This window comes from Klebsiella sp. 10982 (genome assembly GCF_048589245.1).
GTDB classification, from domain to species: domain Bacteria; phylum Pseudomonadota; class Gammaproteobacteria; order Enterobacterales; family Enterobacteriaceae; genus Klebsiella; species Klebsiella quasivariicola.
This window is the reverse complement of the sequence record NZ_JBMAXV010000022.1, coordinates 1-14362: the sequence shown is the minus strand read 5'-3', so window position 1 is coordinate 14362 and position 14362 is coordinate 1. Positions and strand designations below refer to the sequence as shown.

The window sequence follows — 14362 nt, the reverse complement described above, 5'->3', positions numbered from 1 at the left end:
AATATCGGAAGCCCTTTTTACAACAGAAGATGTAATGCTCACTATGACTCAAGTCGCGAAGAAAATTCTGGTAACGTGCGCCCTGCCGTACGCCAACGGCTCTATCCACCTCGGCCACATGCTGGAGCACATCCAGGCTGATGTCTGGGTCCGTTACCAGCGAATGCGCGGCCACGAGGTCAACTTCATCTGCGCCGACGACGCCCATGGCACACCGATTATGCTCAAAGCACAGCAGCTCGGTATTACCCCGGAGCAGATGATTGGTGAGATGAGTCAGGAGCATCAGACCGATTTTGCCGGCTTCGACATCAGCTACGATAACTATCACTCGACGCACAGCGACGAGAACCGCGAGCTGTCGGAGCTTATCTACACCCGCCTGAAAGAGAACGGTTTTATTAAAAACCGCACCATCTCTCAGCTCTACGATCCGGAAAAAGGCATGTTCCTGCCGGACCGTTTTGTAAAAGGCACCTGTCCAAAATGTAAATCTCCGGACCAGTATGGCGATAACTGCGAAGTGTGCGGCGCGACCTACAGCCCTACCGAGCTTATCGACCCGAAATCGGTGGTCTCCGGCGCCACGCCGGTGATGCGTGACTCCGAGCACTTCTTCTTCGACCTGCCGTCGTTCAGCGAAATGCTGCAGGCGTGGACCCGCAGCGGCGCGCTGCAGGAACAGGTAGCGAACAAGATGCAGGAGTGGTTCGAATCCGGCCTGCAGCAGTGGGATATCTCTCGCGATGCGCCGTACTTCGGCTTCGAAATTCCCAACGCGCCGGGCAAATATTTCTACGTCTGGCTGGACGCGCCGATCGGCTACATGGGCTCCTTCAAGAACCTGTGCGACAAGCGCGGCGACACCACCAGCTTTGACGAATACTGGAAGAAAGACTCCACGGCCGAGCTGTACCACTTTATCGGCAAGGACATCGTCTACTTCCACAGCCTGTTCTGGCCGGCGATGCTGGAAGGCAGCAACTTCCGTAAGCCGACCAACCTGTTCGTGCACGGCTATGTGACGGTCAACGGCGCCAAGATGTCCAAGTCTCGCGGCACCTTTATCAAGGCCAGCACCTGGTTAAATCATTTCGATGCCGACAGCCTGCGCTACTACTACACCGCCAAGCTCTCCTCGCGCATCGATGACATCGACCTGAACCTGGAAGATTTCGTGCAGCGCGTGAACGCGGATATCGTCAACAAGGTGGTTAACCTCGCCTCGCGCAACGCCGGCTTTATCAGCAAGCGTTTCGACGGCGTGCTGGCCGCTGAACTGGCCGACCCGGCGCTGTACAAAACCTTCACCGACGCAGCGGAAAGCATCGGCGAAGCGTGGGACAGCCGCGAGTTCGGTAAAGCAATCCGCGAAATCATGGCCCTCGCCGACGTGGCTAACCGCTACGTCGATGAGCAGGCGCCGTGGGTGGTGGCGAAACAGGAAGGCCGCGACGCCGACCTGCAGGCCATCTGCACCATGGGGCTGAACATGTTCCGCGTGCTGATGACCTGGCTGAAGCCGGTACTGCCGCAGCTGGCGGCGCGTGCGGAAGCGTTCCTCAACAGCGAGCTGAGCTGGGACGCCATTCAGCAGCCGCTGCTGGCGCATAAGGTGAATCCGTTCAAAGCGCTGTACAACCGCATCGAGATGAAGCAGGTCGAAGCCCTGGTGGAAGCCTCTAAAGAAGAGGTGAAAGCCACCGCGGCGCCGGTCACTGGTCCGCTGGCGGACGATCCGATTCAGGAGACCATCACTTTTGACGATTTCGCCAAAGTTGACCTGCGCGTGGCGCTGATTGAAAACGCGGAATTTGTTGAAGGCTCCGACAAGCTGCTGCGCCTGACGCTGGATCTTGGCGGCGAGAAACGTAACGTCTTCTCCGGCATCCGCTCCGCTTATCCGGATCCGCAGCCGCTGATTGGCCGCCTGACGGTGATGGTCGCCAACCTGGCGCCGCGCAAAATGCGCTTCGGTATCTCGGAAGGGATGGTGATGGCCGCCGGCCCTGGCGGGAAGGATATCTTCCTGTTAAGCCCCGACGACGGCGCGAAGCCGGGTCAGCAGGTGAAATAACCAAAAAGCCGGAGATACTCTCCGGCTTTTTTTTGCCCGGCGGCGCTACGCTTGCACGGGCCTACGGGTTTTGTAGGCCGGGTAAGGCGAAGCCGCTACCCGGCTAAACATCACGGTTTCGGGTGATGCACCCGGTGGGTTAACCCACGCAGGAAATTACGCAGAAACTGATCTCCGCACTCGCGGTAGTTTTTATGCTCCGGGGCGCGCATCATGGCGGTGATCTCCGGCACCGACACGCGATATTTCTGCTCGCTCATGATCGCCTGAATATCATCCGTTTTCAGCGAGAAGGCGATCCGCAGCTTTTTCAGCACCGTGTTGTTGTTCACCCGGCGCTCCAGCGCCAGCTCCGGCGCCGAATCATCTTTGCCGCGCTTATCGTAGATAAGGCCGTTGAGGAAACCCGACAGGATAATATCCGGGCAGCGGACAAAACCCTCTTCATCCTCTTTCGTCATCCAGGTATCGACGCTGGCGGCGGTGGATTCCATATCGGCAAGCGCAAGAATGCGCACCATATCGTTATTATTGGCTTTCAGGGTGTAGCGCAGGCTACGAAGAATATCATTACTGAGCATGAGTGCCTTTTACTGTCGATGTTGCAATGGGGCGCAGTGTAGCAGTTTTACAGGCCAATCGCTTCTTTCAGGCTTTTTAAATAGCGCCGGCTCACCGGCACCGTTTGCCCGGCGCGCATCAGCAGCTCCGCCTGGCCATTCTCTTCCAGGCGAATCTCCTTCAGGTGCGCCATATTCACCAGATACTGGCGATGGCAGCGCAGCAGCGGCGTACGGCTCTCGAGGGTGCGCAAGGTCAGTTCGGTAAAGCCCTCTTTTCCCTCGCGGTCGGTCACATAGATGCCGCTCATCCGGCTGCTGACGAAGGCCACATCCTCCATCTGCAGCAGCCAGATACGGCTGTGGCCGGTACAGGGTATGTATTTCAGCGTCTGCTGAGCATCATCCAGCAGCGACACATCCTGCAAATTACGCTCCTGGCGCAGGCGGGCGAGGGTTTTCTCCAGCCGCGCGGCCTCAATCGGCTTGAGCAGATAGTCAAAAGCGTGCTCCTCAAAGGCTTTCACCGCGTACTCATCAAAAGCGGTGAGAAACACGATATAGGGGCGATGCTCCGGGTCGAGCATCCCGACCATCTCCAGACCGCTGATGCGCGGCATCTGGATGTCGAGAAACAGCACGTCAGGGCGCAGCTTATGTACTACGCCAATGGCCTCCACCGCGTTACCGCACTCGCCGACGATCTCGATATTGCGCTGAGTCTCCAGCAAAATACGCAGGTTTTCCCGCGCCAGCGGCTCATCGTCGACGATCAATACTCTCAGCATGCATTCTCCTCCAGGGGCAAACGTAGGGTGACACGGGTAAAGCGTTCCGGTTCACAGGTGACGCTGATGCCGCAGTCGGCGCCAAAACGCGCCCGCAGCCGCCTGTCCACCAGATTCATCCCCAGCCCGCTGGCCTGGGGGTTGGCCCGGTATAGCCCGGCGTTATCTTCGATATCCAGCTGCAGCCAGCGATCGTCCTGGCTGGCGCGAATGGTAATTTCGCCGACGCCAAGATGTTGCGAAGTACCATGCTTAATGGCGTTCTCCACAATCGGCTGCAGGGTGAAAGCGGGCAGCTGGTGATGCGCCAGCCCCTCGGGCACCGCCATCTGGATCTGCAGGTTAGCCTGGAAGCGAGCCTTCTCAATCTGCAGATAGGCGTTAACATGCTCGATCTCATCGGCAAGCGTGACAATTTCCGTCGGCCGTTTCAGGTTCTTGCGAAAGAAGGTCGACAGATACTGAACCAGCTGGCCGGCCTGATCGCTGTCGCGGCGGATCACCGCCTTCAGCGTGTTAAGCGCGTTAAACAGGAAGTGCGGGTTGACCTGAGCGTGCAGAAGCTTGATTTCAGATTGCGTCAGCAGCGCCTTCTGCCGCTCGTACTGTCCGGCGAGGATCTGCGCCGACAGCAGCTGGGCAATCCCCTCCCCGAGGGTGCGGTTGATCGAACTGAACAGGCGATTTTTCGCCTCATACAGTTTAATGGTGCCTATCACCCGCTGGTTCTCACCGCGCAGGGGGATCACCAGCGTCGACCCCAGCTTACAGTGCGGATGAATCGAGCAGCGGTAAGGCACTTCGTTGCCGTCGGCGTAGACCACCTCCCCGGTCTCAATCGCCCGTTGCGTATAGGAAGAGGAGATGGGCTTGCCCGGCAGATGGTGATCGTCGCCGATGCCGGTAAACGCCAGCAGCTTGTCGCGATCGGTGATCGCCACCGCGCCAATATCCAGCTCCTGGATCAGCACCTGGGCTACCTTCATGCTGTTCTCTTCGTTGAATCCCTGGCGCAGGATCCCCTCCGTCGATGCCGCCACCTTCAGAGCGGTGGCGGAAAAGGCGGAGGTGTACTTCTCGAACATCGCCCGTTTATCCAGCAGAATGCGCATAAACAGCGCCGCGCCGACGGTGTTGGTGACCATCATCGGCGCGGCAATGCTCTGCACCAGATGCAGGGCGTCCTGGAACGGGCGGGCAATCAGCAGAATGATCATCATCTGCACCAGCTCGGCCACAAAGGTGACCACCCCGGCGGTCAGCGGGCTAAAGACTTTGTCCGGCCGGCCGCGTTTGACCAGCACGCTGTGCACCAGCCCGCCCAGCAGCCCCTCGACGATGGTGGAGATCATGCAGCTTAAGGCGGTCATTCCCCCCAGCGAGTAGCGGTGCAGACCGCCGGTCAGCCCCACCAGCCCCCCGACCACCGGGCCGCCGAGCAGGCCCCCCATCACGGCGCCAATGGCGCGGGTGTTGGCGATGGAGTCTTCGATATGCAGACCGAAATAGGTCCCCATAATGCAGAAAATGGAGAAGGTGACGTAGCACAGCAGCTTGTGCGGCAGGCGGACGGTGACTTGCATCAGGGGGATAAACAGTCGGGTTTTGCTCATCAACCACGCGATGACCAAAAATACGCACATCTGCTGAAGCAGCAGCAACACCAGATCAAACTCGTACATACCCGCAAACCACACATTCCTGAAAGCGCGTACCATACCCTGACTGGCGAAAACTTTCTTTGAAGCCCTGCATAAAAATGAAAAATGACGGACAGGATCACACTTTTTTCCGGAGCGTTGCGCAGTAAACGCGGCAAAAACCCCGGCGCGGCGCGCTAAACCGCAATTAATGTTTCATTAACACCTGTGCTTCACCGTATAATCCCCCTGTTAACATCAGGAGCCTATTATGAAGCCAGCGAAAATCGCGGTCGTCACCCTCTTCTTACTTATGGCCATCGGCGGGATCAGCGGCGTGATGCTGGCCGGCTATTCCTTTATTGTGCGTGGCGGTGTCGGCTGATCCAGCGGGTCAGACGCTCAAACGCGCGGTCGACGATAATCGCCGCCAGCGCCACCAGCAGCGCCCCCTGTACAATATAGGCGGTATTAAAGCCGCTCAGGCCGATGATGATCGGCGTCCCGAGCGTACTGGCCCCCACCGTCGAGGCAATGGTCGCGGTACCAATATTGACGATGACCGAGGTGCGGATCCCCGCCAGTATCACCGGGGCCGCCAGCGGTAGCTCCACCTTATACAGACGCTGCCAGCCGGTCATTCCCATCCCTTCGGCCACCCCTGTCACCCCCGACGGTATCGACCCCAGCCCGGCCAGGGTTCCCTGTAGCACCGGCAGTATGCCATACAGCGCAAGGGCAATCAGCGCTGGCAGCCAGCCAAAACCCAGCACCGGCACCGCCATCGCTAACACCGCCACCGGCGGAAAGGTCTGCCCGATAGCGGCGATGGTCTCCACCAGCGGGCGAAACGCGCTGCCGGCGGGCCGGGTGACCGCCACCCCAGCCCCCAGCCCGATTGCCGTTGCCGCGAGGCTGGACGCCACCACCAGCCAGCCGTGATCGAGAGTGAGCGCCCAGAAGCTCTCCTGCTGGTAGACCGGCCGCGGCAGTTCCGGGAACAGCCGACTGAACAGCGGCCCGCTGTAGGGCAACCCCACCAGCAGGCCGATAAACAGCGCGATAAGCCACCACAGCGGCTCACGAAGTGCCTTCATGGCTCGCCTCCTGGCGCAGCAGATCGGCAAAATGCAGCGTACCGCAGGGCTGTCCCTCGGCATCCACCACCGGTAGCGCCGCGCAGCGCCGGGCGACAAACTGCGACAGCGCTTCCCGCAGAGTCATGGTGACGGTCAGCCCCTCGCCCGCCAGCCGTTCGTCGGGACGCAGATAGTCCCCCACCTCGCGCAGCGACAGCAGGCGCACACCCAGCTCGCTGCGACCAAAAAAGGTCTGTACAAAGCTATTTTTCGGTCGCAGGAGCATCTCCAGCGGCGCCCCCTGCTGGACCACCTCGCCCCCGTCCATCAGCACCAGGTGGTCCGCCAGACGCAGCGCTTCGTCAATATCATGGGTCACCAGCACAATCGTCCGTCCCAGCAGACGGTGAATGCGCAGCATCTCCTGCTGCAGCGCCTCGCGGGTCACCGGGTCGAGGGCGCCGAAGGGCTCATCCATCAACAGCACCTCCGGATCCGCCGCCAGCGCCCGCGCCACCCCCACCCGCTGCTGCTGGCCGCCGGAGAGCTGATGCGGGTAACGGTCGCGCAGCGTCGCCTCCAGCCCTAACAACGCCATCAGCTCGTCGACCCGGTCGGCGATCCTCGCCCGCGGCCATTTTTGCAGCTGCGGCACAGTGGCGATATTCTGCGCCACCGTCCAGTGCGGAAACAGGCCGATGGACTGGATGGCATAGCCCATCCGCCGCCGCAGGGTCAGGACCGACTGCTGGCGAATATCTTCCCCGGCAAAACGAATGGTGCCCTGGTCCGGCTCCAGCAGGCGGTTGATCATCTTCAGCGTCGTCGACTTGCCCGAGCCGGAGGTCCCCACCAGCACCGAGAAAGCGCCTTCGCGCAGTTGCAGGGTCAGATCCTTCACCGCCGGATGGCCGGCAAACACTTTGCTGACCCCTTCAAACTCAATCATTGGCCTCTCCTTTCAGCCAGGCGCCCCACAGGGCGAACAGGGCATCCACCACCACCGCCAGGGCAATCGTCGGCACCACGCCCAGCAGCACCAGATCCAGCGCACTGCTCAGCAGCCCCTGAAACACCAGCGCGCCAAAGCCGCCGGCGCCGATCAGCGCGGCCACCACCGCCATGCCGACGGTTTGCACGCTGATCACCCGCAGGCTGCGCAACAGTACCGGCATCGCCAGGGGAAGCTGCACCTGACGAAAGCGCTGCCCGGCGCTCATGCCCATCGCCGTCGCGCTCTCCAGAGCATCCTGCGGCACCTGCTGCAGGCCGGTCACCACCCCGCGCACCAGCGGCAGCAGCGCATACAAAGTCAGGGCGATCAGGGCCGGCGCCACGCCGGTCCCGGAGATGCCCAGCTCGCCCAGCACCGGGAAATAGCGCGCCAGGCCGGCAAGTGGCGCAATCAGCAGGCCGAACAGCGCCACCGACGGGATAGTCTGGATCACATTGAGCACGGTAAAGGCCGGCGCCTGCCAGCGCGGACGCCGCCACAGCCATACCCCCAGCGGCAGGCCAATGAGCAGGCCCGGCAGCAGGGTGCCGAACAGCAGAAGCAGATGCTGGCGCAGGGCGTCGTCAAATACCTCCTGACGGTTGGCATACTCCTTCAGCAGAGAGAGCTGATCGAGCGCCCCGGTAGCAAGCAGGATGATGGGCAACAGCCAGACTTGCGCATTAAGCAGCCAGCGCCACAGCGGCCGGACGGTAAGATGACGGATGGCCTCGCTGGCCAGCAGCAGACAAAGCGCCAGCGACAGCCACAGGCCGCTGCCGGGCGAGGTGCGCGCCAGCGGCGAGCACTGCCGGGAGAGCTCAAGCGCCGCCTGGCCGCTGCCCCAGATGAGCAGCGGAAAGAGCAGTTCGGCCAGCAGCAGGTGGAGAAGCGGCGCGGCCCTGCCCGGCCGCCAGCAGAGCAAGATCCCGACAAGGGCTGCCGCCAGCTGAACGCCGGCGAGCCAGGGCATCACCAGCCACAGCCCACGCCCTTCGCCGGAGAGTAAGCGATTCGGCGCGTAAGTGATAAACGGCAGCGCCAGCGTAACCAGCAACAGACCTGTCAGCAGCAGGCCGACGCGGTGAGTACAACGAATGGTCACCGGTGGCTTACTTCAGCAGGCCTTTCTGCTGCAGATAATCTGCCGCCACGCGCTTCGCATCCTGGCCTTCCACCGCAATGCGGGCGTTCAGCTGCTGCAAGGTTTTTTCATCGAGGCTGGCAAAGACCGGCTTCAGCCAGTCGGCGATCTGCGGATAGGCTTTGAGCACCGCCTCGCGCACCACCGGCGTCGGGGCATAAATCGGCTGCACGCCCTGCGGGTCGCTCAGCGTCTGCAATCCCAGCGCCGCCACCGGGCTGTCAGTGCCGTAGGCCATCGCCGCGTTGACGCCGGAGGTTTGCTGCGCCGCCGCTTTGATGGTCACCGCCGTATCGCCCCCGGCCAGCGACAGCAGCTGGTTCTGGTTAAGTTTAAAGCCATACGCTTTTTCAAAGGCCGGTAGTGCATCCGGGCGTTCAATAAATTCCGCCGAGGCCGCCAGCTTAAATTCGCCGCCCTGCTGCAGATAGCGGCTGAGGTCGGCCAGCGAGGTCAGGTGATTTTTCTCCGCCAGGTCCTGGCGCACCGCGATGGTCCATGTGTTGTTCGCTGGCGCCGGGGTGAGCCATACCAGCTGATGCTTCTCCTGGTCGAGGCGCTTCACCTTTTCATAGCCCTGTTGGGCATTCTTCCACGCCGGGTCGTTTTCATCTTTAAAGAAGAAAGCGCCATTGCCGGTATATTCCGGGTAGATATCCAGCTCGCCGGCGACAATCGCCCCGCGCACCACCGGCGTGGTGCCAAGCTGGATTTTATTTATCGTTTTTACGCCATGACTTTCCAGCACCTGCTGGATCATATTGCCCAGCAGCGCCCCTTCAGTATCAATCTTCGAGCCGACCTTCACCGGCTCCGCCGCCTGCAGCGGCACACTTATCAGGGCGGCCAGCGCCAGCGCACCGGACCATTTCGTCGCCATCTTCATCCCGCTTCCCTCAGTTCTTTTGCGCTTCGCTTACAGAAGCTTAAGAGAAAAGCGTAGTCCATTTGCTGATGATGCGAAAAAGAAAAGGCCGATTAATCGGCCTTTTAAGTGTCACGTTGGGCTTAAGGGCTATTCCTTACAACAGTTCAAACTCGCTCTGCTTCACGCGGGCAGAGTCCACGCCGATAAAGACATTGAATTTGCCCGGCTCAGCAACGTATTTCATCTGCTGGTTCCAGAACTTCAGCGCGTCGACGTCAATCGGGAAGCTAACGGTTTGCGTTTCGCCCGGCTTGAGGGTGACCTTTTTAAAGCCGCGCAGCATTTTCGCCGGCCGGCTCATGGAGGCGGTGACGTCCTGCAGATACAGCTGAATGACCGTCGCCCCTTCGCGCTTGCCGGTATTGGTCACCTGCACGCTGGCGGTCACGCTGCCATCACGCGGCAGGGTGGCCGACGACATGGTGACATCGGAGACGCTAAAGGTGGTGTAGCTCAGGCCGTAGCCAAACGGATACAGCGGGCCGTTGGCTTCATCGAAGTAACGCGAGGTGTACTTGTTCGGCTTCTCCGGATTATACGGCCGGCCGGTATTCAGGTGGCTGTAGTAGGTTGGGATCTGCCCCACCGAGCGCGGGAAAGACATCGGCAGTTTGCCCGACGGGTTATAGTCGCCAAACAGCACGTCGGCGATGGCGTGACCGCCTTCGGTGCCGGCAAACCAGGTCTCCAGCAGCGCATCGGCTTGCTGATCTTCTTTCACCAGCGCCAGCGGACGGCCGTTCATCAGCACCAGCACCAGCGGTTTGCCGGTGGCTTTGAGGGCGGCGATCAGATTGCGCTGGCTCTGCGGCAGGGTGATGTTGGTCCGGCTGGAGGCCTCATGCGCCATGCCCTGCGCCTCGCCCACCACGGCAACCACCACGTCGGATTGCTTCGCCGCCGCGACCGCTTCGTCGATCATCTCCTGCGGCGAGCGCGGGTCAACCTGCACCGCGTTCTCATACAGGTTGAGGAAATCGACAATGCCTTTGTCGTCGGTAACGTTCGCCCCTTTGGCGTAAATCACTTTGCCATTATCGCCTAGCGCTTCTTTGATGCCGGTCAGGACGGTCACCGACTGGTCGGCCACGCCCGCCGCCGACCAGCTGCCCATCATGTCGCGCTTGCTGTCCGCCAGCGCCCCCACCACCGCGATGGTGCCGGATTTTTTCAGCGGCAGCGTCTCGAGACGGTTTTTCAGCAGCACCAGGCTTTCGCGGGCCACTTCCCGCGCCTCTTTGCGATGCAGGCGGCTTTCGGCGTTGGTGTCCTGCGGGTCAGATTCTTTCGGACCCAGGTGGCTGTACGGATCGTTGAACAGCCCCATGTCATATTTCACGTTGAGGACATGACGGGTGGCGTCATCCAGCTCGGCCATGGTCACCTTGCCGGACTTCACCAGCCCCGGCAAGTACTTGCTGTAGTACTCGTCGCTCATGCTCATGTTGATGCCGGACTTGAGCGCTACGCGCACCGCGTCTTCCGGGTCGGAGGCCACGCCGTGTTTAATCAGCTCTTTAATGGCACCGTGGTCGGAAACCGTGATGCCTTTAAAGCCCCACTGGTCGCGCAGGACGTCTTTCAGCAGCCAGGAATCGGAGGTCGCCGGGGTGCCGTTCAGCGAGTTCAGGGCCACCATCACCGCGCCGCTGCCGGCATCCAGCCCGGCTTTGTACGGCGGCATATAGTCGTTGAACAGGCGCTGCGGGCTCATGTCGACGGTGTTGTACTCTTTCCCGCCCTCCACCGCGCCGTAGGCGGCGAAGTGCTTGACGCTGGTCATCACCGAATAGCGGTCCGCCGGGCTCTTGCCTTGCATCGACTCCACCATCGCCTGGCCCATCATCGTGGTCAAATACGTGTCTTCGCCAAACCCTTCGGAGGCGCGTCCCCAGCGCGGGTCGCGGGAGACGTCAACCATCGGCGCCCAGGTCATGTTCAGCCCGTCATCGGCGGCTTCATAAGCTGACACGCGGCCCACGGTCTTCACCGCGTCAAGGTTAAACGATGAGGCCAGGCCGAGGCTTATCGGGAAGACGGTGCGCTGGCCGTGCAGCACATCGTAGGCAAAGAACAGCGGGATCTTCAGGCGGCTAAGCTGCATCACCTGATCCTGCATGGCACGGATATCCGGCCGGGTGACGGTGTTAAAAATCGCCCCCACCTGGCCATCTTTGATCATTTCACGGATCGCCTCTTTCGGGTTGTCCGGGCCAACGCTAATCAGACGCAGCTGGCCGATTTTCTCGTCCACCGTCATTTTTTTCAGCAGGTCGGTGACAAAGGCATCCCGCGCCTGCGGGGTCAGGGGGTGGTTACCAAACAGTTCATCCGCCAGCGCGGGTTGCAGCGCCAGACTCACGGCGACGCCTACAGTGCAGAGCCATTTCATTGTTATCTCGCTTTTTCTCAGACGGGGACTCGGTAAAACATAATAAAAACCGCAGTTTGCCATATATATAAACAACGCGCCCGCAGAATGCTAAGGTTGTTCTCTGATTTTTGCGAAACATTCATGCATCAAATTGTCATACAAAGCGCTATGCTTATTCTCGATATTTTGCGCACCACCACAAGGAGTGGAACATGTCATCTGCACCCACTAACACCCATAAAACATTTCTGGCGGATCTGGCGCGCCTGGTTGGCCCTTCGCATCTGCTGACCGACCCGGCAAAAACCCAACGCTACCGCAAAGGCTTCCGCTCCGGTCAGGGCGAGGCGCTGGCGGTTGTCTTTCCCGGCACCCTGCTGGAACTCTGGCGTGTGCTTAACGCCTGCGTAGACGCCGATAAAATTATTCTGATGCAGGCGGCCAACACCGGCCTGACCGAAGGTTCGACCCCCAACGGCAACGATTACGATCGCGAGATCGTGATTATCAGCACCCTGCGCCTGGACAAACTGCATTTGCTGGACAAAGGCGAGCAGGTGCTGGCCTGGCCCGGCACTACCCTCTATTCGCTGGAAAAAGCGCTCAAACCGCTGGGTCGCGAACCGCACTCAGTGATCGGCTCGTCGTGCATCGGCGCATCGGTGATCGGCGGGATCTGCAACAACTCCGGCGGTTCGCTGGTGCAGCGCGGGCCCGCCTATACCGAGATGTCGCTGTTCGCGCAGATTGACGCCGACGGCAAGCTGAAGCTGGTCAACCATCTGGGCATTGATCTCGGCAGCACGCCGGAGCAAATTCTCAGCCGGCTCGACGACGAGCGGATCAGCGATAGCGATGTGCTGCACGATGGCCGCCACGCCCACGATCACGACTATGTGACCCGCGTGCGCGATGTCGATGCCGACACTCCGGCGCGCTACAACGCCGACCCGGACCGCCTGTTCGAATCCTCCGGCTGCGCCGGAAAGCTGGCGGTTTTCGCCGCGCGTCTGGATACCTTCCCGGCGGAAAAACGCCAGCAGGTGTTTTACATTGGCACCAACCAGCCGCAGGTATTGACCGAAATTCGCCGCCATATCCTCGCCGAGTTCCAGCATCTGCCGGTGGCCGGGGAATATATGCACCGTGATATTTACGATATCGCCGAGAAATATGGCAAAGACACCTTCCTGATGATCGACAAGCTCGGCACCGACAAAATGCCGTTCTTCTTCACCATGAAGGGGCGCACCGACGCGATGCTGGAGAAAGTTTCCCTGTTTAAGCCGCACTTTACCGACCGCTTTATGCAGAAGCTCGGCCACGTCTTCCCGGCGCACTTACCGGAGCGGATGAAAACCTGGCGTGATAAATATGAACACCATCTGCTGCTGAAGATGGCCGGCGACGGCATCGAAGAAGCGCAGCGCTGGCTGACGGAATACTTCCAGCAGGCTGAGGGGGATTTCTTCGCCTGTACCCCGGAGGAAGGCAGCAAGGCGTTTCTGCACCGCTTTGCCGCCGCCGGCGCGGCCATCCGCTATCAGGCGGTGCATGCTGACGAAGTGGAAGATATTCTGGCGCTGGATATCGCCCTGCGCCGCAACGATACCGAGTGGTTCGAACATCTGCCGCCGGAGATCGACAGCCAGCTGGTGCATAAGCTCTACTATGGCCACTTTATGTGCCATGTGTTCCATCAGGATTACATCGTTAAGAAAGGGGTCGACGCCCACGCGCTGAAGGAGCAGATGCTGGCGTTGCTGAAAGCGCGCGGCGCCCAGTACCCGGCCGAGCATAACGTGGGTCATCTGTATGAGGCGCCGGAAAGCCTGCAGCAGTTCTATCGCCAGAACGATCCGACCAACAGCATGAACCCGGGGATTGGTAAAACCAGTAAGCAAAAATACTGGGGCGAGCCGCAGAAGCCGGCCTCGTCGGCGGATCCGCAATAATCGGCGGCAGGACTATTCAGCCTGGCGCTTCTGTATTACGCTGCACGCCGGAGAATGTTTCTTCGGCTAATTCAGGAGCGCCGCCATGCCCGCAGAGGCCCCGTTACTCGACAGTGATTTAGAAATTCGTGAAGCGCTGCCCGACGATGCGCACGCCATCGCCGCGCTGTATGTCTGGCACGTGCTTAATGGTCGTGCCTCCTTCGAAGAGATCCCCCCGACCGTTGACGAAATGCGTAAACGGATCCAGACCGTGCGCGATAACGGGCTACCCTGGCTGGTGGCGCTGTGGCGCGGCGCCATCGTCGGCTACTGCTATGCCACCTTCTATCGGCCTCGTCCGGCCTATCGCTACACGCTTGAGGAGTCAATTTACGTTGAGTCCGGCATGGGCGGGCGCGGGATTGGCAGCGCGCTGCTGTCGCGGCTGATCGCTGAGTGTGAAAAAGGGCCGTGGCGGCAGATGATGGCGATCATTGGCGATGGCCATAACAATGCCGGCTCGCTGGCGATCCATAAAAAGTTTGGTTTTACCGTGGTAGGTCAGTTGCGTAGCGTGGGTTATAAGATGGGCGACTGGCGAGATACCTTGATTATGCAGCGCGCGCTGGGTGACGGCGACTGGACGCTGCCGGAGTGATATCTGGCGTCAAATCCCCGGCTCGCGGCGTAAACGCCTTAGCCGGGCTACCGTTCAGCGCGGTTCCGTAGGCCGGATAAGGCGCGAGCCGCCATCCGGCACAAACACCGGCACTCGGCCTGATTACCCGGCGGCGCTGCGCTTGCCGGGCCCGGGAAGGGGGCGAACCCGGTGCCAAATCAC

At 60.5% G+C, this 14362-nt stretch carries 12 protein-coding genes; 4 read left to right on the top strand and 8 right to left on the bottom strand.

Annotated features, from left to right (window positions below; all coding sequences use genetic code 11):
* Positions 1–43 precede the first annotated feature (43 nt).
* Entirely contained in the window at positions 44–2077 is a 2034-nt protein-coding gene (metG, locus tag ACKLKD_RS16705) for a methionine--tRNA ligase (RefSeq protein WP_002912753.1), read from the top strand.
* A gap of 110 nt (positions 2078–2187) precedes the next feature.
* Here metG and ACKLKD_RS16700 read toward each other — a convergent pair whose 3' ends face one another.
* From ACKLKD_RS16700 to ACKLKD_RS16690, 3 genes are read right to left on the bottom strand one after another with little or no spacing between them, the layout of a single operon-like run.
* The gene (locus tag ACKLKD_RS16700; RefSeq protein ID WP_080897446.1) at positions 2188–2658 is read right to left on the bottom strand and encodes a DUF1456 family protein; all 471 of its coding nucleotides are present in this window, start codon (positions 2656–2658) and stop codon (positions 2188–2190) included.
* 47 nt (positions 2659–2705) lie between these two features.
* Positions 2706–3425 (bottom strand): two-component system response regulator BtsR, encoded by a 720-nt coding sequence (gene btsR, locus ACKLKD_RS16695; protein ID WP_087805345.1) that lies wholly within the window; start codon positions 3423–3425, stop codon positions 2706–2708.
* Complete coding sequence (locus ACKLKD_RS16690) at positions 3419–5107, bottom strand: sensor histidine kinase (protein ID WP_025713098.1); 1689 nt, start codon at positions 5105–5107, stop codon at positions 3419–3421. Before ACKLKD_RS16690 ends, btsR begins: the two co-directional genes overlap by 7 nt.
* Before the next feature lie 229 nt (positions 5108–5336).
* Here ACKLKD_RS16690 and ACKLKD_RS16685 point away from each other — a divergent pair, with 229 nt between their 5' ends.
* A complete protein-coding gene (locus ACKLKD_RS16685; protein WP_002912762.1) occupies positions 5337–5450 on the top strand; it encodes a protein YohO in 114 nt (37 codons plus the stop codon).
* Here the strand turns inward: ACKLKD_RS16685 and ACKLKD_RS16680 are convergent.
* The 5 genes from ACKLKD_RS16680 to bglX all read right to left on the bottom strand — a co-directional run bounded on the left by ACKLKD_RS16680 (position 5425) and on the right by bglX (position 11602).
* Positions 5425–6162, bottom strand: a complete 738-nt coding sequence (locus tag ACKLKD_RS16680; protein WP_087805343.1) for an ABC transporter permease — start codon at positions 6160–6162, stop codon at positions 5425–5427. The genes ACKLKD_RS16685 and ACKLKD_RS16680 overlap by 26 nt on opposite strands.
* Positions 6146–7093, bottom strand: a complete 948-nt coding sequence (locus tag ACKLKD_RS16675) for an ABC transporter ATP-binding protein (RefSeq protein WP_087805341.1) — start codon at positions 7091–7093, stop codon at positions 6146–6148. Before ACKLKD_RS16675 ends, ACKLKD_RS16680 begins: the two co-directional genes overlap by 17 nt.
* Positions 7086–8243: an ABC transporter permease gene (locus ACKLKD_RS16670; RefSeq protein WP_080897442.1), complete on the bottom strand. Its 1158-nt coding sequence runs from the start codon at positions 8241–8243 to the stop codon at positions 7086–7088. Before ACKLKD_RS16670 ends, ACKLKD_RS16675 begins: the two co-directional genes overlap by 8 nt.
* 7 nt (positions 8244–8250) lie before the next feature.
* The gene (gene osmF / locus ACKLKD_RS16665; protein WP_087805339.1) at positions 8251–9168 is read right to left on the bottom strand and encodes an ABC transporter substrate-binding protein; all 918 of its coding nucleotides are present in this window, start codon (positions 9166–9168) and stop codon (positions 8251–8253) included.
* 136 nt (positions 9169–9304) lie between these two features.
* Positions 9305–11602 (bottom strand): beta-glucosidase BglX, encoded by a 2298-nt coding sequence (gene bglX, locus ACKLKD_RS16660; RefSeq protein ID WP_087805337.1) that lies wholly within the window; start codon positions 11600–11602, stop codon positions 9305–9307.
* Between the two features lie 194 nt (positions 11603–11796).
* On the opposite strand from bglX, the gene dld reads away from it, so the two are divergent.
* Positions 11797–13539, top strand: a complete 1743-nt coding sequence (dld, locus tag ACKLKD_RS16655) for a D-lactate dehydrogenase (RefSeq protein WP_087805336.1) — start codon at positions 11797–11799, stop codon at positions 13537–13539.
* Between the two features lie 85 nt (positions 13540–13624).
* The gene (locus ACKLKD_RS16650) at positions 13625–14179 is read left to right on the top strand and encodes a GNAT family N-acetyltransferase (RefSeq protein WP_087805334.1); all 555 of its coding nucleotides are present in this window, start codon (positions 13625–13627) and stop codon (positions 14177–14179) included.
* The last annotated feature ends 183 nt before the right edge of the window (positions 14180–14362 follow it).

Bases quoted from the DNA above. Each gene is read 5' to 3' on its own strand.
- btsR (WP_087805345.1), bottom strand. From the start codon at position 3,425: ATGCTGAGAGTATTGATCGTCGACGATGAGCCGCTGGCGCGGGAAAAC.
- ACKLKD_RS16675 (WP_087805341.1), bottom strand. From the start codon at position 7,093: ATGATTGAGTTTGAAGGGGTCAGCAAAGTGTTTGCCGGCCATCCGGCG.
- metG (WP_002912753.1), top strand. From the start codon at position 44: ATGACTCAAGTCGCGAAGAAAATTCTGGTAACGTGCGCCCTGCCGTAC.
- bglX (WP_087805337.1), bottom strand. From the start codon at position 11,602: ATGAAATGGCTCTGCACTGTAGGCGTCGCCGTGAGTCTGGCGCTGCAA.
- ACKLKD_RS16650 (WP_087805334.1), top strand. From the start codon at position 13,625: ATGCCCGCAGAGGCCCCGTTACTCGACAGTGATTTAGAAATTCGTGAA.
- ACKLKD_RS16690 (WP_025713098.1), bottom strand. From the start codon at position 5,107: ATGTACGAGTTTGATCTGGTGTTGCTGCTGCTTCAGCAGATGTGCGTA.
- ACKLKD_RS16680 (WP_087805343.1), bottom strand. From the start codon at position 6,162: ATGAAGGCACTTCGTGAGCCGCTGTGGTGGCTTATCGCGCTGTTTATC.
- osmF (WP_087805339.1), bottom strand. From the start codon at position 9,168: ATGAAGATGGCGACGAAATGGTCCGGTGCGCTGGCGCTGGCCGCCCTG.
- dld (WP_087805336.1), top strand. From the start codon at position 11,797: ATGTCATCTGCACCCACTAACACCCATAAAACATTTCTGGCGGATCTG.
- ACKLKD_RS16700 (WP_080897446.1), bottom strand. From the start codon at position 2,658: ATGCTCAGTAATGATATTCTTCGTAGCCTGCGCTACACCCTGAAAGCC.
- ACKLKD_RS16685 (WP_002912762.1), top strand. From the start codon at position 5,337: ATGAAGCCAGCGAAAATCGCGGTCGTCACCCTCTTCTTACTTATGGCC.